Here is a 19,138-nt window from a genome sequence, read left to right as displayed (position 1 = left end):
TCCAGCTCCCGGGCAGCCGCACACGCGGTGTGATCATTCTGCTGAAGATCAAGACCGCAGTGGTCGCAGTACATCAGAACGTCGACGACAGCGACTTGACCGGCATCTTGAGGTCGGCGAGCAGGTCCAGGTCGGCCGTGGCCGGGCGGCCCAGTGTGGTCAGGTAGTTGCCGACGATCACCGCGTTGATACCGCCGAGGAGCCCGTCCCGCGTACCCAAGTCACCCAACGTGATCTCTCGGCCGCCGGCGTACCGCAGGATCGTTTTCGGCATCGCCAGCCGGAAGGCGGCGATGGCCCGCAGTGCGTCCTTGCCCTCGACCACCGGGCGGTCACCCAGCGGCGTGCCCGGACGCGGGTTGAGGAAGTTCAGCGGGACCTCGTGCGGGTCGAGCTCGGCGAGCTGGGCGGCGAACTCGGCGCGCTGCTCGACGGTCTCGCCCAGCCCGAGGATGCCGCCGCAGCAGACCTCCATGCCGGAGTCGCGCACCATCGTCAGCGTGCTCCAGCGCTCTTCCCAGGAATGCGTGGTGACCACGTTCGGGAAGTAGGAGCGGCAGGTCTCGAGGTTGTGGTTGTAACGGTGGACACCCATCTCGACGAGCTCGTCGACCTGCTCCTGGGTGAGCATGCCGAGGCTCGCGGCGACCTGGATGTCGACCGCCTCTTTGATCGCCGCGACACCCTGGCGCATCTGCTCCATGAGCCGCTTGTCCGGCCCGCGGACCGCCGCGACGATGCAGAACTCGGACGCGCCGGTCGCCGCGGTCTGCCTCGCGGCCTCCACGAGAGAGGGAATGTCCAGCCAGACGGCGCGGACCGGTGAGGCGAAGAGCCCGGACTGGGAGCAGAAATGGCAGTCCTCGGGACATCCACCGGTCTTGAGGGAGACGATGCCCTCGACCTCGACCTCGGGACCGCACCACTTCATCCGCACATCGTGGGCGAGCTGCAACAATTCCGGGAGGTCCTCGTCGGGCAGGCGCAGGACCTCGAGGATGTCCGCCTCGTCCAGTCCGGCGCCCGTGTCGAGAACCCGGGTCCGGGCCCGGTCGAGGATCTTCGGCATGCCCGTACCCTACAGACCTCCCGGCCCGGGAAAACTGTCGGCGGTGGGTGATAGTTTCCCATTCTCGTGATCTATGGGGGTGTCTTGACCGGCTGGCTGGAGGCGCTCGATCGCCTGGCCCGAGAGCGGGCCAAGGCGGGGCTCACCCGTCAGCTGCGGCCCCGCGGGGCCACCGACACCATCATCGATCTGGCCGGCAACGACTACCTCGGCCTCTCCGCCCACCCACGCGTCGTCGCCGCCGCGCAAGAGGCAATCCTGATGTACGGGTTGGGCGCCACCGGATCCCGGCTGGTCCGCGGTTCGACCGCCGCGCACGCCGCTCTGGAGGACGCCCTGTCGGCCTGGCTCGGCACCGCGGGAGCCCTGGTCTTCTCCTCCGGCTATCTGGCGAACCTCGCCGTCGTCCGAGGTGTCGCCGCCGTCTGCGACCTGATCGTCTCCGACGCCTACAACCACGCCTCCCTGATCGACGGCTGCAGGATCTCCGGCGTCCCGGTGACCGTGGCGCCGCACAACGACCCCCGCGCGGTCGCCGCCATCCTCGACGCCCACCCCGGCCGGGCCGCCGTGGTGACCGAGTCGGTCTTCTCCGTCGACGGCGACCTCGCCCCGCTCGCCGAGCTGCACGAGGTCACCTCGGCCCGGGGCGCGCTCCTGATCGTCGACGACGCGCACGCTCTCGGCCTGCTCGGGCCGTGCGGCGCGGGCGGGGTCGCCGCCGCCGGCCTGAGCGGGCAGCCCGACGTGCTCGTCACCGCGACCCTCTCCAAGTCGCTCGGCGGCGCCGGCGGCGTGGTGGCCGGCCCGGCGCCGTTCCTGGCGCACCTGGTCGACACCGGCCGCACCTTCATCTATGACACCGCGCCGCCACCGGCCGTCGTCGCCGGCGTGCTCGCCGCGCTCGGCGTGGCCAGGGCCGCCGACGACCGGCGGGCCGTGCTGAGCAGCCGCGGCACCGAGATCGCCGGCAGACTGCGCGAGGCCGGGTTCCCGGTCTCCCCACCGGCCGCCGGAGTGCTCTCCGTTCCCGCACCGGGTCCGGAGGCCGCCCTCGCGTGGGCCACCGACTGCCGCGACCGTGGTGTCGCGGTGGGCTGCTTCCGTCCGCCGTCGACGCCGGACGGCAGCTCGCGACTGCGACTGACCCTGAACGCGGGCGTTCCCGCGGCCGACTTCGCCCGGGCCCTGAACGTGATCGTGGAGTGCGCACCATGACCGCCGACCCCCCTGAGGTGTCCTACTCCTACTACGCCGGGGTCTCGATGGTCCCGCCACCCCGAGGCGCGGGCAGCCGCGGGCACGGCCTGCCCCTCGGGCCACCACCACGCCGATCCGCGAGCGCCGACCCCCTCCGGGGCCGGGGCAGCGGCAGGACGCTGCCGTCCGCCACCGCGCCGGCCACCGAGCCTCCCCTCGACCCGCCCGTCGCTCCCCCGGCCGAGCCGCCGTTCGAGCCGGTCATCCCCCCGGTGGAGGTCCCGGCCGAGCCGCTCGCCGAGCCCATCGTCGAGTCCGAGGTCGACGGCGAGGCCCTGGCCGCGGAGATCGACACCGAGCTCGCCGCCCAGTCCGCGAGCCAGCCCTCGCCCAGCCGCCCCGATCCGAACGAGTGGCACGGCATCGTCCTGGTCACCGGCACCGACACCGGTGTCGGCAAGACGATCGCGACCGCCGCGATGGCCGCCGCCGCACAGGCCGCCGGTCTTCGCGTCGCCGTGATCAAACCCGGTCAGACCGGCACCCTCACCGGCGAGCCCACCGACGTCGAGGTGATCACCCGCCTCGCCGGGCCCGCCACCGTGCGCACCCTCGCCGAATACCCCGAGCCGCTGGCGCCCCTGGCCGCGGCGAAAGTCGCCGAGCTGCCCCCGCTCGACCTCTTCGACGTCGTCGACGCGATCCGGGCGGAAGCCGAGAAACACGACCTGGTTCTCGTCGAGGGCGCCGGCGGCCTGCTGGTCCCGATGGGCCTCCGCCCCTCCGGCGAGGCGTGGACCTTCGCCGACCTGGCCACCACCCTCGGCGCCAACATGATCGTGGTGGCCCGCGCCGGCCTCGGCACGCTCAACCACACCGCGCTGACCATGGAGGCCCTGCACCGCCGCGGCGTACCGGCCCGGGTGATCATCGGCGCCTGGCCGGCCGACCCGGAACTCGTCCACTGGTCCAACCTCAGCGAACTCGTCCCCCACCTGGTCGGCGCCTTGCCCTCGGGCGCCGGTTCGATGGACCCCGGCGTGTTCCGCCGCTCCGCGCCCGGCTGGCTGACCCCCGCCCTGCACGGCGTCCTCGACAACTGGCGCGTCTGGGCCGAGGAAGCCGGCTACTGAGCCCAGCAACTGGGGCCAGCAACTGGGGCCAGCTCCTTGAGGCCAGCAACTGGGCCAGCTCCTGAGGCCAGCAACTGGGGCCAGCTCCTGAGGCCAGCTTGGGAAACCGCCACGCAAACCGAGGCAGCGCCCCACGAACCAGGGCAGCGCCCGCACGCCACACCCGGCACAATTGCTGTGCCGGGAGGTGGTCCACATGCAGACTGGCGGCGTGGCTTTCACCCTGACGATCGACTGTGGCGGCGGCGGCATCAAAGGCTCGGTGCTCGACGAGGCCGGCACGATGCGGGCGCACCCGATCCGGGTCCCGACACCGTATCCGCTTCCACCCGACCTCTTCGTCAAAACGCTCGTGAACCTCGGTGAACAGCTGCCGAACGCCGACCGCGTCACCGTCGGCATGCCCGGGATGATCAGGCACGGCGTTGTCGTCGCCACCCCGCACTACGTGACCCGCAGCGGCCCGCGCACCAAGGTCGATCCGGAGCTGGTCGAGGCGTGGCGGGGGTTCGACGCGCGGACCGCCCTGGCCGAGGCGTTCGGCCTGCCCACGCTGGTGCTCAACGACGCCGAGGTGCACGGCTGCGGCGTCGTCGCGGGGACCGGCTGCGAGCTTGTCCTGACCCTCGGCACCGGCCTGGGCTGCGCGCTCTTCGACGGCGGCGAGCTCGCACCGCACCTGGAGATGTCGCAGGCGCCGGTGCGGTGGGGCATGTCCTACGACACGTACATCGGTGAGCACGAACGCCGCCGCCTCGGCGACGCGCTCTGGTCGCGCCGGGTCCGCAACGTCATCGACGGCCTGCGGCCGGTCTTCCTCTGGGACCGGGTCTATCTGGGCGGCGGCAACTCCCGGCTGATCACGCCGGCCCAGCTGGCCCGGATGGGCGACGACGTCGTGGTCGTGCCGAACACCGCGGGCATCGTCGGCGGCGTGCGCGCCTGGACGCTGGGTCAGGTCCGCTGATGCCGGCCCGCCCCGAGGCCGTGCTCCTCGATTTCGGCGGTGTGCTCGCCGACGCCCCGTTTCGCGCCGATCCGCCGGAGCTGGTGCTGCGCCTCTACAACCAGATCAAAGGCCTGATCACTCCCGGTCAGATTCAGCGGTCGCTGGTTGAGGGCGCCGCCGCCTACGCGCGCTGGCGCGACGAGGACTGGCCCGACGAGATGCCGCAGGCCGAGGTCTGGGAACGCTTCGTGATCACCGATTGGCCGCCGCTGGCCCAGGCCCGGGTGCGCGGCGTGATTCCCAAGCTCAGCTACGACTGGGCGTGGCGCGAGAAATGGGCGCTGCGGCCGGGCATCACCGAGGCGCTCACCGCGTTCGCCGAGGCCGGCATCCCACTCGCCGTCGTCAGCAACACCCTCTGCGGCGCCGCGCACCGCGATTACCTGGCAAAATCCGGTGTCGGCCGCCTTTTCGCCGCGCAGATCTACAGCGACGAGGCAGGCGTACGCAAACCCAACCCGCAGATGATCTGGGCCGCCACCGACGCCCTCGGCGTCTCACCCGCGGGCTGCTGGTTCGTCGGCGACAGCCGCCGCCGCGACGTCCTCTGCGCGCGCCGCGCCGACGTCGGTACCGCGATCCTGATGCCCTCCAGCCGCGCCGACGCCGGCAACGACTGGCCAGAACCGGACATCACCGTTGCCGACGGTCACGCTCTCCGCGCCCTGATCTAACTGCTTCATCGTACGGTCGACGCAAAGTCACCACCTCCGGCTCGGGCCGGCCAGTCGTCCCTCCCGGCCGTCGCCCGCCGCCGGCTCATGAACCCACCCCGCCGCACAAGACCCCCCGCCGGCTCATGAACGCACCCCGCCGCACAAGACCCCCCGCCGGCTCATGAACGCACCCCGCCGCACGAGACGGCCCGCCGGCTCATGAACCCACCTCGCCGCACGAGATCAGCGGGGAGCGGTCACCTGCCACACCGTCGTGCGCCGAACCGGAACGCTCTCCAGCTCCTCGGAAACCGGCACCTCGTAAACCGCCCTCTCGATCAGCCCCTCCGGCAGGTACGCCCGCCCCGGATCGCCGACCAGAACGAGCGACCCCCGCCCGGCCGCCCGGTGCAGGAACGGCAGGACCCGCCCGGCCATCTCCCGGCTGTAGAAGACGTCACCGGCCAGAACGACCCCGTACTTGTCGTCGGTGTCGAGCAGATCAGCCTCGACCGTCTCCACCTTCACCCCGTTCGCCTCGGCGTTGGCCCGAGCCGCCGCCAGCGAGTACGGGTCGATGTCGTTGGCGATGACCGGCGCCGCCCCGGCTCGGGCCGCCGCGACCGCCACCAGTCCCGATCCGGTGGCCAGGTCGAGCACGCTGCGCCCGGCAACCAGGTCGGGGTCGTCGAGCAGGTGACGGGCCAGCGCCTGCCCGCCCGCCCAGGCGAACGCCCAGAACGGGGGCGGCTGCGGCGTACCGGACGCCTCGGTGGCCTCCCAGAGGGCGATCGGTTCCCGGGCCTGGCTCAGCAGGAGCTCCGGGACGAAGGGCACGGGCGCCAGGGTGGTGTGGGCGCGGACGAAGTCGAGTGGCACCACCCGATTGTGCCGCTTTCGCTCAGATCAGCGGCTCCCGGGCCGATCAGGCCGACATCGGGGTACCTCGGGAGGGGAGCACAAGCAGGATGCCGACACGGTGGCCCGCCGCCCTCTTCGGAGCCTGGATGGCGGTTCTCGCCGTGACTGTGGCGTGGCTGCCGGGCCTGGAGATACCCCTGCGCCTGGTGGCCGGCGTGACCGCGGTCGCGGTCGTCGCCGCCGGGATCCGCCGCAGCCGGCCGGACGACGCACGTCCCTGGTGGCTGCTCGCCGCCGCGGTCGCGCTCTCGGCAGCGGGTGGCGGCACCGCCGAGGCGCCCTCCTGGATCACCAACTGGCTGACCTGGCTGGAACCGGCCGGTACCGCGCTCCTGCTCCTCGCCTACCCGGTGCTGGCCGTCGCGCTCGCCGGTTTCGTGAGCCGCCGCACCAGCTCGGTACGCGACTGGGCGGGCCTCTTCGACGCACTCACCGTCACGGCCGGTGTCGCACTGCTGATCTGGACCTTCGTGATCGGCCCGCGGATGGACGGCTCGGCCGGCGAGGGCTGGATCGGCCTGGCGTTGCCGGTGGCCGACCTGCTCTGCCTCGGCCTGCTGATCCGGCTCGCCACCATGCCCGGCCGGCTGGTGGCGCCCGGTCACTGGCTGGGTGCCGGGGTGTTCGCGATGCTCGTCGCCGACGTGGCCGGCCTGCAGGTCCTGGGCCACCTGGCGTTCTACACCGCCGCCGGCCTGGCCGCGCTGATCCCGTCGATGGCCGAGCTGACCCGGCCCTCCGAGGTGCCACCGGCCGAGACCAGCCGGAGCAGGCTGGCCCTGCTCGGCCTGGCCGCGCTCGTGGCGCCGACCGTGCTCGTGGTCAAGATGTTCCGGGACGGGCAGGTGGCCGGCCTGACCTCGGTGGCCGCGCTCAGCACGGTGATGCTGCTGCTGGTGCTGGCCCGGATGGCCGGGATCATGGCGAGCCACCGGCAGGCGATGGCCCGTGAACGGGCGCTGCGCGAGGCTTCGGCCGCGCTGGTCTCGGCGGTCGACACCGAGAGCGTCGGGCTGGCGGTACGCACCGCCGTGGCCCAGCTGCTCCCCGCCGACGTGCCGCACGGTGTGGTGCTCGCGATCGCCATCGCGCAGATGGAGCCGCAGGGGCACGAGGCCGCCTCGCAGGCCGCCGTTGACCGCGCCACGGGTACCGCCGCCCGGCTGGTGACCACCCGTGACGTCGACTGGGCGGTAGCCGTACGCCTGACCCAGTTCACCGAGACCCTGCGCTGCCCGATGGTCCTCAAGGACCGCCCCGGCGGCGACCCGCTCGTCGGTGTCCTGCACGTCGGCGCACCCACCTGGGCCCTGCTGGAGTTGCAGCGCTCGGTCGAGGTGCTGGCCGGCCAGGTGGCGCTGGCGCTGGAGCGGATCGCGCTGGGTCACGAGGTCGCCCGGCGCAACAGCGAGACCTACTTCCGTACGCTGATCCAGAACACCGCCGACGTCATCCTGATCGTCGACGACACGGACCAGATCCGTTATGCGAGCCCGTCCGCGCTCGATGTCTTCGGCGGCGACCCGACCGGTGCCCTGCTGCCCGAGGTGATCCACCCCGACGAGGGGAACCGGCTGGCCGAGGTGCTGCTCGCGGTGCGTGGCGGCGAGCAGTTGCAGCAGCAGCTGGACTTCCGGGCGCAGGGTAACCGGCGTACCGAGGTGCTGCTCGAGCTGCACTGCCGGGACCTGCGCCACGAGCCGACGGTGGCCGGCCTGGTCATCACCATGCGTGATGTGACCGAGCCGCGGCGCCTGGAACGCGAGCTCACCCACCAGGCGTTCCACGACTCGATGACGGGCCTGGCGAACCGGGTGCTGTTCAACGACCGGCTCCGGCACGCCCTGGCCCGCAGCGCCCGGGACGGCTCGGTGGTCGGCGTGCTCTTCATCGACCTGGACGACTTCAAGATCGTCAACGACACCCTCGGCCACGCGATCGGTGACCAGCTGCTGATCGCGGTGGCCGGCCGGATCGCCGGGGCGCTGCGGGCCGACGACACGGCCGCACGGCTCGGCGGTGACGAGTTCGCCGCGCTGGTGGAGAACGTCAACGACCCGGGCGCGGTCGAGGAGACCGCCAACCGAATCTTCGCCGCCCTGGCCGCCCCGATCGACACCGACGCCAAGCCCCTCTACGCGGCGGCCAGCATCGGCATCACCACCACGCCGGAGGCGAACGACGCCGACGAGCTGCTCCGCCAGGCCGACCTGGCCCTGTACGTGGCGAAGGGCGCCGGCAAGAACCAGTGGCGGCGCTATCAGCAGCACCTGCACGACGACATGGTGGCCCGGCTGGAGCTGCGGTCGGCGCTCGACCACGCGGTCAACGAGGGCCACTTCCTGCTCCACTACCAGCCGATCATGGACATGGCAGCCGGTACGGCAGTCGGCTTCGAGGCGCTGGTCCGCTGGCACCACCCCCGGCAGGGGATCATCACGCCGGACCAGTTCATCGAGGTCGCCGAGGAGAGCGGCCTGATCGTCCCGATGGGCCGCTGGGTCCTCGAGGAGGCGCTGCGTACCGTTGCCGAGTGGCGGCGGATCCTCTCCCCCGGCCAGGCGCCCTACATGAGCGTCAACGTCTCGGTCCGGCAGATCCGCGAGGCCAACTTCGTCGACCAGGTGCGCACCGCGCTCCAGCACACCGGTGTGCCGCCGCAGTCGCTGATGCTGGAGATCACCGAGACCATGCTGGTCAAGGACGACGAGCGGATCTGGGCGGACCTCGCCACGCTGCGCGACATGGGCATCCGGATCGCGATCGACGACTTCGGCACGGGCTATTCGTCGCTGGGCTATCTACGGCAGCGCCCCATCGACATCGTGAAGATCGACAAGACCTTCATCGACGACATGGTGGCCAGCCAGCAGGCGCTCGCCCTGGTCAGCGGCATCGTCAGCCTGGCGCAGTCGCTGGGCCTGACCGTAGTGGCGGAGGGCATCGAGGACCCGGCCAACCGGGATCTGCTGGTCCGGATGAGCTGCCCGCTCGGCCAGGGCTTCCTCTTCTCCAGCCCGCTCGGGCCGACCGAGGTGCTGGCCTGGATGCGCAGCGCCCAGTCGATCGCCGTCTGAGGCCGGCCACGGCGCCGCGATCAGCAGCGGACACTCGACAGCGTTTCGACGTCCACGGGAGTTCCGACGTCCACGGGCGCTTGACGTCCACGGGCGTTTCGACGCCCCTGTGGCGTTATGACCATCCCTTATCGGGAAGCTTTGGCCGTACCCTAATAGGGGTTGCCTGTGCCTGGCAGCCGACCTCGCAGCAGGCCACCCATCCGCCCCGGTTTGCCGGAATCCGCCGACAGCGGCGGACTGTCCGTGTGCGCCCGCGCGGCCATGCCCGCGACCAGCTCGCGCAGCGCACTCACCGCATCGGTCTCCGGCCGCCAGCCCAAGTCGGCCGCGGCCCGGTCGCAGCTCATCAGCGGCGCCTTCAGCGCCAGCCGGACCCATCCACGATCCACCGGCTGCAGACGCAACCACCAGGTCAGCGCGGCGGCACCCTCCAGGGCAAAACCGGGCACAGGCAGGGGTACGCCGTGAAACGCACTCGCCACAACCTCGGGATCGAGGACCGGCCCGGCCGCCAGGTTGAAGGCGCCCCGAACGTCGGCCCGGACAATCCGCAGGTAGGCCTCGGCCAGGTCGTCGGCGTGCACCGCCTGCATCCGCAGGCCCGGGTGAGCGGGGAGCACCGGGATCCAGCCCGGCCGCAGCAGGCGTGCCGGAAGCAGCGGCCCGGCGAAGTAACGGCCGATCTCGGTTCCGGCGTCCCGCTGAAAGATCAATCCCGGACGCACCCGCACCACCCGCAGCGTCGGATGGTCGCTCTCGATCTCGTCGAGCATCCGCTCGACGAGCACTTTGTGCCGGCTGTAGGACGACTCCGGTACGCCCGTGCGCAGCCACGTCTCCTTGACGAACGCCCGCTTGGGGCCGGGCGCGTAGACGCCGACGGACGAGGCGTGCACCAGCGTGGGCACCCCGGCACGCAGCGCGGCGCGGAAGACGGCCCGGCTGCCGAGGACGTTGGTTCGGTAGAGGCGGCGCTGATCGTGGCTCGGCTGGATCTGCCAAGCTAGGTTCACGACGGCGTCGGCACCGGCGAAAATGCTGGCCAGGCGCTCGGCCGCGTCGTCGTCACCGACGTCGAGCGAGTGCCAGGGAAGATCGGCGTAGGGCCCGGCCGGATCGGGCGCGCGCCGGGAGACGCCGACGGGCTCGATGTCGGACTCGGTACGGACGCGGCGCAGCAGGGCGGTGCCCGCGTTGCCGCTGGCTCCCACGATCACCAGACGCATGGATTTCGCGTACCCGGAGGCGGGCGCTTGAATCGCCGGGAAGCCCCTCCGTTTTCCCACGGTCCCGTTCCGGCGTTTCGTCATCGACTTCGATCGCTTGCTGAGCGCAGCGGAATGCCTACCGACAGCTCCGGCCGCTATTCGACCCCGGCGGGTTTTCGTCATCGGTGCCGTGTTTCCGGTCTGCCCCGGCCGGTGTTTCCGGTCTGCCCGGCCGGTGTATCCAGCCTGGCTCCGGCCGGTGTTTCCAGCTTGGCTCCAGCCTGCGTTTCCAGCTTGGCTCCAGCCTGCGTTTCCAGCTTGGCTCCAGCCTGCGTTTCCAGCTTGGCTCCGGCCTGCGTTTCCAGCTTGGCTCCGGCCTGCGTTTCCAGCTTGGCTCCGGCCTGCGTTTCCGGCCGGGCTCCGGCCTGCGTTTCCCGGGGCCTGGTCAGTGCGGCCGGCCGCACCCTCAGCGTTTCCGGAAGCCTGGTCCCGCCCGGCTTCCTGCTCGTTTCCCGCCGCCCCCAACGGAAAACGGCGCTGCCGAGGGCTGTCCCGGCAGCGCCGTTTTCCCGGCGTTCGTACCAATTCACCGCTTGCTGTGGTACGCCTCCACCACGTGGCTCGGGATCCGGCCCCGCTCGGACACGTTGTGCCCGTTCTTGTTGGCCCATTCCCGGATAGCCTGGTTCTGGTCGCGGCTGGAACGGCTCGTCGCAGCGGGCGCGGCACGCCGGGCAGCGGCAGCCGGAACGCTGCCGTTGCGGCCCAGCCGCGTGGCGGCGGAGAGGAACGGCTCCAGGACCTTGCGCAACTTGCCGGCGTTCTTCTCGGACAGGTCAATGGTGTAGTTCACGCCGTCGAGCCCGAATTCGACGGTGCGGTCGGCTTCGCCGCCATCGAGGTCGTCGGTGAGAAGGGTAATAATCTGCTTGGCCACGTGTTCACTCCTACAGCGATGTCATTCGGGTGACAGTACCCCCGCGCGGAGTCTCGGCCGCGAATGGTCGTTGTCGCATTCATTCTGTCTCGACCAAGGTATCCAGTGCAAATTGCCGCTCCTTGCATGTCGCAATTACTGACCGCGATCCGCCCGCCGACCAGCGAAGCCGATGCCGAAAACTCTTTTCGGGAACGTCAATCCGCGGTAACGTCCCGACGGGGAGCGCTCCCAGATTTCTTGGGAGTACCGATGAGACGCGCCATCACCGCCGTTGTCCTTGCCGCACACGCAGCCTTCGCCGTCGCCACTGCGGTCACCACCGCGGTAGTCGCCTCCCACCCCACCGGCCACGGTTGACACCCCGCCACACTTTTCGATCACCACCAGGGCCACCCCTTGTCGCTGATCCAAAGTGGACAGTTTCGGAATGCCGCGACGCGAACCCCCCTCGCACACCGACTCCCCGCCGCCCCCTGCTTGGCGCCGCCCACGCCGCCCTGTCTGACGCCGCCCACGCCGCCCCGTTTGACGCCGCCCACGCCGCCCTGTCTGACGCCGGCGCGTTGCCAGCTTGCCGCCGCCCGCGCCGTCTGCTGCCGCCGCTCCCTTGCGCGCCCTAGCCGCAGTTCGCCCACTGCGAACACTCTGTCATCCGTCGGCGCAACGGTGTAAGCATGTAATCAAGTAAGCCATTGGGAGGTTGGAATGCGTATCCGAGTCGCTCCGCCAGGTGGGCGGGCCGAGCCACCCAACGCCGACGACGCCGCTGCCTGGGTGACCGGTGCTGTGCCGGACGGTTGGTTCACCGAACCGCCCGAGGTCATCGTCGACCGTGACGAAATCATCATTTGGGGCCGCCTGCCACGGCCCGAACTGGCTGCCGAGGCCACCGAGGCCGACAACGCCGCGGGCCAGGCCGGCCGGATCACCCAGTTCCGCGAGGACACCCGCGACGCCAGGATTCGCGTCGCTCGCCAGGTCGAGCACCGCTACCAGCGCAAGGTCGCCTGGGGCATCCGCTGCGGCGACACGTCAGAACTGTTCACCCACCTGGCCGCCCCGGTCATGACGCGCCTGCGCCAGCCGGAACGCCAAGTACTCGACACCCTCGTCGACGCCGGCGTGGCCCGCTCCCGCTCCGACGCGCTCGCCTGGTGCGTCAAGCTGGTCGGCAGCCACACCGAAGACTGGCTCGGCGAACTCCGCACCGCCATGACCCGCGTCGACGAACTCCGCCGCCAGGGCCCCACCACCTGAACCCCACCACCTAACCCTCACCACCTGAACCCGCACCACCTGAACCCCACCACCTAACCCTCACCACCTGAACCCGCACCATCTGAACCCGCACCACCTGACCCGGAACGCCTGACCCGGACGCCTGGCCCCCACCGGATCAGGCGAGCGAAGTCAGCAAGTCACACCGCCACGGCGCAACGAGTGAGCAAGCCAGGTCACCGCAACAAGATCCGGTGGCCTGGCAAGCGGCCGAGCGGAGTGGTGGGTTGCGCGGAGTGGGTAGGTTGCGCCACCCGGAGTGGTGCCCCGCCCGGAGTGGTGCCCCGCCCGGAGTGGTGCCCCGCCCGGAGTGGTGCCCCGCCCGGAATGGTGCCCCGCCCGGAATGGTGCCCCACCTGGAATGGTGCCCCACCCGAAGTGGTGGGTTGCGTGGAGTGGTGCCCCACCCGGAGTGGTGGGTTGCGCGGAGGCGGTGGGCTGCGCGGTCGTAGGGTGATCGGCGTGCTGCGTCAGGTCATCGCCATCCGATATGTCACCCCACTCCGCGAGGGCGGCTCGCTGCCCGGCGTCGTGGAGGCCGATGACCTGGGTACCTATGTGGTGAAGTTCCGGGGTGCGGGGCAGGGGCTGCGCGCGCTGGTCGCCGAGGTGATCGCCGGGGAGTTGGCGCGGCGGCTGGGGCTTCCGGTGCCGGAGCTGACGCGGGTGGAGCTGGACCCGGTGGTGGCGCGGGCCGAGCCAGACGAAGAGGTTCAGGAGCTGATCAAGGCCAGCGCCGGCGGGAACCTGGGGATGGACTTCCTGCCGGGCGCCCTCGGCTACGACCCGAACGCGCACCCGGTCGAAGCCGGCCTGGCGAGCCGGGTCCTGGCCTTCGACGCCTTCGTCGAGAACGTGGACCGGAGCTGGCGCAACCCCAACCTGCTGATCTGGCACGGCGGCCTCTGGCTGATCGATCACGGCGCGACCCTCTACTTCCATCACAACTGGCCCCGGGCGGCGAACGTCGTGCACCGCGCCTACCGATGGGACGACCACGTCCTCAAGCCCTACGCCACGGCATTGACCGACGAGGGCCCGAAACTTGCCGAGCGGCTCACCCCCGGCCTGCTCAGCGAGGTGCTCGCTCTCGTACCGGATGAGTGGCTCGACGACGGTGACCGCGACGCCTACCTGAATCACCTGTCGCAGCGGGCGACCCAGCCGGAAGCGTGGTTGCCGCGATGACCCCCTACGAGTACGCGATCATCCAGGCCGTGCCGCGGATCGAACGTGGTGAACTGATCAACGTCGGGGTGTTGCTCTACTGCCAGCGCCACGACTTCCTGTCGGCCCGCACCCACCTCGCCGAAGACCGCCTCCGAGCTCTGGACCCGGCCGCGGACGTCCCAGCGATCCGGACCGCCCTGGACTCCTGGGCGAAGACCTGCGCGGGCGGCGGCGCCTCCGAGGGCATGCGCCTCGGCGAACGTTTCCGCTGGCTGGTCGCCCCGCGCAGCACCATCCTCCGAGCCGGCCCGGTCCACATGGGCTTGACCACGGATCCCGCCGCCGAACTGGAAAGGCTCGTCGACCTGCTGGTCCGCTAACGGCCACCCCCAACCGCGCTCACGGAGCGCCGCCATCCACGCTCACGGAGCGCCGCCATCCACGCTCACGGAGCGCCGCCGCAGATCGACATCGGAGACGACCCCGCGAGGCGAGTAACAGGTGATCACATCGCCGGGGTGCAGCCCAGGATCCTCCGCATAACGAGCTGCCAGCTTGCTCTCGGCGGCCCTGTCCCCGGAGTCCGCGGCCAGCAGCATCTCGGCGATCTCGTCGATCACCGCGAGCTCGCCCGGCTCCCAGGGCGGCAGGTCGCTCCACGCCTCCTCGGGTGGGCGCCGGGCCAGCTCGGCGCTGAAGTCGGCCGCGAGCCCCCAGACGTCCCAGAGGAGCAACTCGTCACCCCTGCGATGGGCGAGCTCCGTCAGCAGCTGACCGCAGATCATCCGCGAGCCACGAATGGGATGGCCGGGGGCGACCCCGAACGTCTCGGGATCCTCGCCGTCGCACCGAAAAGCAAGCCACGATTGCGCCGCCGACCGAAAGCCACCCGGACCAAGCGGCAGATCCGTGACGTCGAGGCCGGAGCCGGGCACGAGGCCGGGACCACGGCCGGAGCCAGCGACGGAGCCAGCGCCAGAGCCGAAGCCAGCGACGGAGCCAGCGACGAGGTTGGGATCGCCCGCCGGATCGAGCTGAGAGTCGAGCAGGATCCAGCGGTTGCCGTCCTGGTATTCCGTGACGACGTGGTCGATGTGGAAGCCGGGCTCGAAGTAGTCGGCGAACCCGACCCGGCTGCGCGCCGGAATGCCCTTCGCCCGCAAGGCCGCCACGGTGAGCAGGGTGAAGTCGCGGCAGCACCCCACGATCCGCTGCTCGGCAGGCCGGGGCGCTTCGAGTGGCTCGGTGAAGCGGGAGGCGTCGGCATCCAGCATCCGGTCCACCCAGCGGCTGTCGATCTCGGCCAGCCGGTCGGGTGGGAACTCCAGGCCCGAAGCGCGGTAGTGCACGACGAGGTTGCGCACCACCGCCGCGATCCCCGCTGGATCGTCCGGCAGGGCCGCCAGCCGCTGCCGGTGATGCCGGGGATCGGAATAGATGGTCTGTCTCGTGTAGTCCATCAAGCTCACCCTTCGATCGGTTGTGCGACGTGCACGAACGGGTCGGACCCCTCGAGCCGGTCCCACCAGTCGAGGTAGATCTCGCGGGGTGGACCGGCGAGCAGGTGACCCGCCGCGGTCACGTGCTCCCACACCGCCTCGTAGGCCTGGGTGATGCGCGGGTAGAAGCAGTCGTCGCGGGCCACCGACACATAGGCCACCAGGTGCTCCGGCTCCATCCGCAGCGTGAGCCGATCCACCGGCTCCACCGAGCCCGCATAGGGCACGCACACCTCGATGGACCCCTCACCGTCCGTCGGGACCGGACTGGAATAGATCACCCAGTGCTCGGCCGTGGTCGTCGCGCCCTGCTCGTCGAGATGCCGGCGGATCTCCCACTCGGCGGCTCCCATGGCCGTGACCAGGTTCTGCTGGTCGACCTCGGTCCGCATGGTCGCCACTTTCCGCGCGGGTCGCAGCATCGTCCGCACCGCATAGGCCCGGTCGGGCTCCTCGCCGTGCGCGAGCTTGGTCCGCAGCCAGGTGCAGCTGTCCCGCCGGGCCGCGAAGGCGGCCTCCTCGGTGCTCCACCAGCGGTCCAGGCGCCGCACCGCGGCGGGATCGGGCAGGTCGATCACCTCGGTGATCACGGACAGCGGCATGCCGAGCCGGCGGAGCAGGCTGATCCGGCCGGCCCGATCGAGTTGAGCCGCGGTGTAGCGCCGATAGCTGCTGGCGGCATCCACCTCGGCCGGTGGGAGCAGCCCGGAGGCCTCATAGAGCCGGAGCGCCTTGATGGACAGACCTGCTCGCCTGCCGAACTCCCCGATGGTCATCGACCCGATCCCCCGCATCACCATGGGATCGATGATGAAGTCTGCCCCTGGGGACGAGTAAAGGCCCCCGAAGGGACTTCCGCGAACGAAGTTTGCGGGCACACTGAGCGGATGCAGCTGCCGCTCAACCCTCCGGTCAAGCCGATGCTCGCCAAGCCCGTCGCGGACATCCCGCCCGGCCAGATCTACGAGCCCAAGTGGGACGGGTTCCGGTCGATCGTCTTCCGGGACGGGGACGAGGTGGAGATCGGCAGCCGCAACGAGAAGCCGATGACCCGCTATTTCCCCGAGGTGGTCGAGGCCGTCCTGGCGAACTTCCCGGAGCGGGTGGTGATCGACGGCGAGGTGATCGTCGCCGACACCGGGCGCAACACCCTCGACTTCGAGGCGCTTCAGCAGCGCATCCATCCCGCGGCCAGCCGGGTCAAGCTGCTCTCCGAGCAGACTCCGGCGAGCTTCGTGGCCTTCGACCTGCTGGCGATCGGCGACGAGGACCTGACCGAGCTGCCCTTCAGCGAGCGGCGCCAGCGCCTCGACGAGGCTTTGAAGGACGCAAAACCTCCGGTGTACGTGACTCCCGCGACCGACGACCTGGATACCGCCCGCCGGTGGTTCTCCGAGTTCGAGGGCGCCGGGCTGGACGGCTTGATCGCGAAGTCGCGGGATCTCGCCTATCAGCCCGACAAGCGGGTGATGGCGAAGATCAAGCACAAGCGGACAGCCGACTGCGTCGTCGCCGGCTACCGCGTCCACAAGTCGGCCGAGAACCGGATCGGCTCGCTGCTGCTCGGGCTCTACGACGAGCGGGACGTCCTGGTCTCGGTCGGTGTGATCGGCTCGTTCCCGATCAAGGTGCGCGAGGAGCTCTTCGAGGAGATGCAGCCGCTGGTCACCGAGTTCGAGGGCCACCCGTGGAACTGGGCGGCCCACGTGCAGGGCGAGCGGACCCCGCGCAAGAACGAGGTCAGCCGGTGGAACAACGGCAAGGACCTGTCGTTCATCCCGCTGCGTCCGGAGCGGGTCGTCGAGGTGCGTTACGACTACATGGAGGGACTCCGGTTCCGGCACACCGCACAGTTCGAGCGCTGGCGGCCCGACCGCGAGCCGCGGACCTGCACGTACGAGCAGTTGGAGCGGCCGGTGCGGTTCGACCTGGCCGAGGTGCTGACCAGCCGTTGACCGGCGTACCCGGACCGACCGGATAGGGTCGTCTGGTGGATCGTCGCTCCCGTTTGGCCGTTGTACTCCTCGTGATGGCTGTGACCCTCGCCGGGTGCACTCTGCCGACGTTCGCGCCGAACGGCGCCGACGAGCCGGCCAAACCGGGCGGGGGCAAGGGCACCGCCTCGGCCCCCGGCGCACCGGCACAGTGGAAACCGTGCCCCGAGGTGCCCCGTGAGCTGGTCGGTCAGGGCGCGAGCGGTATGACGTACGAGTGCGCCACGGTGGCCGTCCCGCGCGACTGGGCGACACCGGCGAGCGGCGAGACGTATGACATCAGGATGATCCGGATCCGGTCGAAGAGCCAGAAGAACCGGATCGGGTCGCTGCTGCTGAACCCGGGCGGTCCGGGCGGCTCCGGGGTCGACGTCGCGGTCTACCTGTCGTTCGGGCAGGCGCTCGGTGGTCTGCCCGCCGAGGTCACCGACCGGTTCGACATCGTCGGGTTCGACCCGCGCGGTGTGAGCCGCTCCAGCCCGGTGAAGTGCATCTCGGACCGCGACCAGGACGCGAGCTTCTCCGCCGACCCCGACCCGGTGAGCCAGGCCGACTTCGATCAGGTCGCCGCGCTGAACAAGAAGATCGCCGACGGCTGCGCCGCGAAGTACGGTCCTCAGCTGCCCTTCTTCTCCACCGAGCAGGCCGCCCGCGACCTGGACGCGCTGCGTGGCGCCGTCGGCGACCCCAAACTGACCTACCTCGGCTATTCGTACGGCACCCTGCTCGGTGCCACGTACGCGCAGCTCTTCCCGCAGAACGTGCGGGCGCTCGTGCTCGACGGCGCGGTGGACCCGACCGAGGGCTACGTGCAGGGTTCCGAGGCGCAGGCCAAGGGCTTCGAGCGGGCGTTCACCAACTTCACCAAGTGGTGCACCCAGACCCCGGCCAAGTGCCCGATCGCGCCGGATGCCCGGGGAGCGGTCACCGACGCGCTGGCCAAGGCGGAGAACTCGCCCGTCCGCGGTGCGGACGGCCGGGAGGCGACACCCGGCTGGATCTTCGTCGGGCTGATCTCCTCGCTCTACACCGAGTCGGGCTGGGCCAGCCTGGCCAACGCCATCGACGGCCTGGAGCGCGGCGACGCGAAGGGCGTCTTCGAGCTCGCCGACCAGTATGCGGAACGCAAGCCCAACGGCTCCTACACCAACCTGTTCGACGCCAACCTCGCGGTGAACTGCGCGGACACCGAGGGCGCGCCGAGCGTCGAGGAGATCCGCCGGTTGCAGTCGGAGTGGCGGCAGAAGTACCCGTTGTTCGGTGCCGCCCTGGCGATCGGCATGCTGCCCTGCACGTACTGGACGGGCAAGCGGGACCCGTACCCGGCGGGCCCGGCCACCGGGTCGCCGGAGCTGCTGGTGGTCGGCACGACGGGTGACCCGGCCACGCCGTACGAGAACACCGCCGACCTGGCGAAGATGCTCGGTGTCGGTCAGGTGCTGACGTGGGAGGGCGAGGGCCACACCGCGTACCCGACGACAAGCTGCATCCGCGAGGCGGTGGACGGTTACCTCATCGATCTGAAGATGCCTCAGGAGGGCCTGCGCTGTCCGGCACGGTGACGCCCTGACGGGTCGCCATCTCCTCCAGGAGCGCGCGGACCCGGCGCAGGTTCGCCTTGAGCTCCTCCTGCTCATCGTGGCGGAAGGCGTCGGTGTCCACGATCAGCTTGCTGGCGAAATGCGCGGTGATCAGCGGGATCACCAGCAGGACCATGATCGAGATGAGCAGGCCGGCCATCACCCGGGCCTGCCAGGTCTCCGGTGAGATGTCGCCGTAGCCGACGGTGGACGCGGTGACGACCGCCCACCAGATCGAGTCGCCGAACGACGTGTCCGGCTCGAACCTGTCGTAGAGGGTGCCGCAGACGACGATCAGGATCGAGTACGACAGGAGTAGCTTCCTCGGCGAGTTCGCCAGCCAGACGAGGACGCGGTAGAGCAGACGAGGCACGATGAGCAGCGCATGCATGTCGTCATCG

18 protein-coding genes are annotated in these 19,138 nt (G+C 70.6%); 10 read left to right on the top strand and 8 right to left on the bottom strand.

Annotation, left to right across the window (positions count from 1 at the left end; genetic code table 11):
- Positions 1–73: 73 nt before the first annotated feature.
- Positions 74–1,069: a biotin synthase BioB gene (bioB, locus tag ACFQV6_RS01085; protein ID WP_378025358.1), complete on the bottom strand. Its 996-nt coding sequence runs from the start codon at positions 1,067–1,069 to the stop codon at positions 74–76.
- Between the two features lie 84 nt (positions 1,070–1,153).
- Here bioB and ACFQV6_RS01080 point away from each other — a divergent pair, with 84 nt between their 5' ends.
- The 4 genes from ACFQV6_RS01080 to ACFQV6_RS01065 all read left to right on the top strand — a co-directional run bounded on the left by ACFQV6_RS01080 (position 1,154) and on the right by ACFQV6_RS01065 (position 5,085).
- Positions 1,154–2,287, top strand: coding sequence for an 8-amino-7-oxononanoate synthase (locus ACFQV6_RS01080; RefSeq protein WP_378025357.1), 1,134 nt, complete (start codon positions 1,154–1,156; stop codon positions 2,285–2,287).
- Positions 2,288–2,691: 404 nt separating this feature from the next.
- A complete protein-coding gene (gene bioD, locus ACFQV6_RS01075; RefSeq protein WP_378025760.1) occupies positions 2,692–3,402 on the top strand; it encodes a dethiobiotin synthase in 711 nt (236 codons plus the stop codon).
- 211 nt (positions 3,403–3,613) lie between these two features.
- Positions 3,614–4,369, top strand: coding sequence for an ROK family protein (locus ACFQV6_RS01070; protein ID WP_378025356.1), 756 nt, complete (start codon positions 3,614–3,616; stop codon positions 4,367–4,369).
- Positions 4,369–5,085, top strand: a complete 717-nt coding sequence (locus ACFQV6_RS01065; RefSeq protein WP_378025355.1) for an HAD family hydrolase — start codon at positions 4,369–4,371, stop codon at positions 5,083–5,085. The genes ACFQV6_RS01070 and ACFQV6_RS01065 overlap by 1 nt, the downstream gene beginning before the upstream one ends.
- 225 nt (positions 5,086–5,310) lie before the next feature.
- Here the strand turns inward: ACFQV6_RS01065 and ACFQV6_RS01060 are convergent, their stop codons facing one another.
- The gene (locus ACFQV6_RS01060) at positions 5,311–5,946 is read right to left on the bottom strand and encodes a class I SAM-dependent methyltransferase (RefSeq protein ID WP_378025354.1); all 636 of its coding nucleotides are present in this window, start codon (positions 5,944–5,946) and stop codon (positions 5,311–5,313) included.
- Between the two features lie 89 nt (positions 5,947–6,035).
- On the opposite strand from ACFQV6_RS01060, the gene ACFQV6_RS01055 reads away from it, so the two are divergent.
- Positions 6,036–9,065 carry a putative bifunctional diguanylate cyclase/phosphodiesterase gene (locus tag ACFQV6_RS01055; RefSeq protein ID WP_378025353.1) on the top strand — a complete coding sequence of 1,010 codons (3,030 nt, stop codon included), beginning with the start codon at positions 6,036–6,038 and terminating at the stop codon, positions 9,063–9,065.
- A 152-nt stretch (positions 9,066–9,217) separates the two neighbouring features.
- On the opposite strand, the gene ACFQV6_RS01050 is transcribed toward ACFQV6_RS01055, so the two are convergent.
- From ACFQV6_RS01050 to ACFQV6_RS01040, 3 genes are all read right to left on the bottom strand, one after another.
- Positions 9,218–10,294: an NAD-dependent epimerase/dehydratase family protein gene (locus ACFQV6_RS01050; protein ID WP_378025352.1), complete on the bottom strand. Its 1,077-nt coding sequence runs from the start codon at positions 10,292–10,294 to the stop codon at positions 9,218–9,220.
- 161 nt (positions 10,295–10,455) lie between these two features.
- Positions 10,456–10,866, bottom strand: a complete 411-nt coding sequence (locus ACFQV6_RS01045) for a hypothetical protein (protein WP_378025351.1) — start codon at positions 10,864–10,866, stop codon at positions 10,456–10,458.
- Positions 10,863–11,213 carry an Lsr2 family protein gene (locus ACFQV6_RS01040; protein WP_378025350.1) on the bottom strand — a complete coding sequence of 117 codons (351 nt, stop codon included), beginning with the start codon at positions 11,211–11,213 and terminating at the stop codon, positions 10,863–10,865. Before ACFQV6_RS01040 ends, ACFQV6_RS01045 begins: the two co-directional genes overlap by 4 nt.
- A gap of 708 nt (positions 11,214–11,921) precedes the next feature.
- Between ACFQV6_RS01040 and ACFQV6_RS01035 the strand changes: the two genes are divergently transcribed.
- From ACFQV6_RS01035 to ACFQV6_RS01025, 3 genes are all read left to right on the top strand, one after another.
- Positions 11,922–12,473, top strand: coding sequence for a hypothetical protein (locus ACFQV6_RS01035; protein ID WP_378025349.1), 552 nt, complete (start codon positions 11,922–11,924; stop codon positions 12,471–12,473).
- Between the two features lie 483 nt (positions 12,474–12,956).
- On the top strand, positions 12,957–13,682 hold the full coding sequence (locus tag ACFQV6_RS01030) for a HipA family kinase (RefSeq protein ID WP_378025348.1): 726 nt from the start codon (positions 12,957–12,959) through the stop codon (positions 13,680–13,682).
- Entirely contained in the window at positions 13,679–14,044 is a 366-nt protein-coding gene (locus ACFQV6_RS01025; protein WP_378025347.1) for a DUF3037 domain-containing protein, read from the top strand. The genes ACFQV6_RS01030 and ACFQV6_RS01025 overlap by 4 nt, the downstream gene beginning before the upstream one ends.
- Positions 14,045–14,086: 42 nt before the next feature.
- Here the strand turns inward: ACFQV6_RS01025 and ACFQV6_RS01020 are convergent, their stop codons facing one another.
- Together ACFQV6_RS01020 and ACFQV6_RS01015 are read right to left on the bottom strand one after the other, a co-directional pair.
- The gene (locus tag ACFQV6_RS01020) at positions 14,087–15,124 is read right to left on the bottom strand and encodes a transglutaminase domain-containing protein (RefSeq protein WP_378025346.1); all 1,038 of its coding nucleotides are present in this window, start codon (positions 15,122–15,124) and stop codon (positions 14,087–14,089) included.
- 5 nt (positions 15,125–15,129) lie between these two features.
- Positions 15,130–15,963: a MerR family transcriptional regulator gene (locus ACFQV6_RS01015; protein WP_378025345.1), complete on the bottom strand. Its 834-nt coding sequence runs from the start codon at positions 15,961–15,963 to the stop codon at positions 15,130–15,132.
- Between the two features lie 87 nt (positions 15,964–16,050).
- On the opposite strand from ACFQV6_RS01015, the gene ACFQV6_RS01010 reads away from it, so the two are divergent.
- Positions 16,051–17,118: an ATP-dependent DNA ligase gene (locus ACFQV6_RS01010; protein ID WP_378025344.1), complete on the top strand. Its 1,068-nt coding sequence runs from the start codon at positions 16,051–16,053 to the stop codon at positions 17,116–17,118.
- A gap of 32 nt (positions 17,119–17,150) precedes the next feature.
- Positions 17,151–18,719, top strand: a complete 1,569-nt coding sequence (locus ACFQV6_RS01005; protein WP_378025759.1) for an alpha/beta hydrolase — start codon at positions 17,151–17,153, stop codon at positions 18,717–18,719.
- On the opposite strand, the gene ACFQV6_RS01000 is transcribed toward ACFQV6_RS01005, so the two are convergent.
- Positions 18,670–19,128: a potassium channel family protein gene (locus tag ACFQV6_RS01000; protein WP_378025343.1), complete on the bottom strand. Its 459-nt coding sequence runs from the start codon at positions 19,126–19,128 to the stop codon at positions 18,670–18,672. The genes ACFQV6_RS01005 and ACFQV6_RS01000 overlap by 50 nt on opposite strands.
- Positions 19,129–19,138: the final 10 nt, after the last annotated feature.

The sequence above is a fragment of the Actinoplanes sp. GCM10030250 genome, assembly GCF_042666575.1.
GTDB lineage: Bacteria > Actinomycetota > Actinomycetes > Mycobacteriales > Micromonosporaceae > Actinoplanes.
This window is presented reverse-complemented; position numbering and strand designations above follow the sequence as displayed.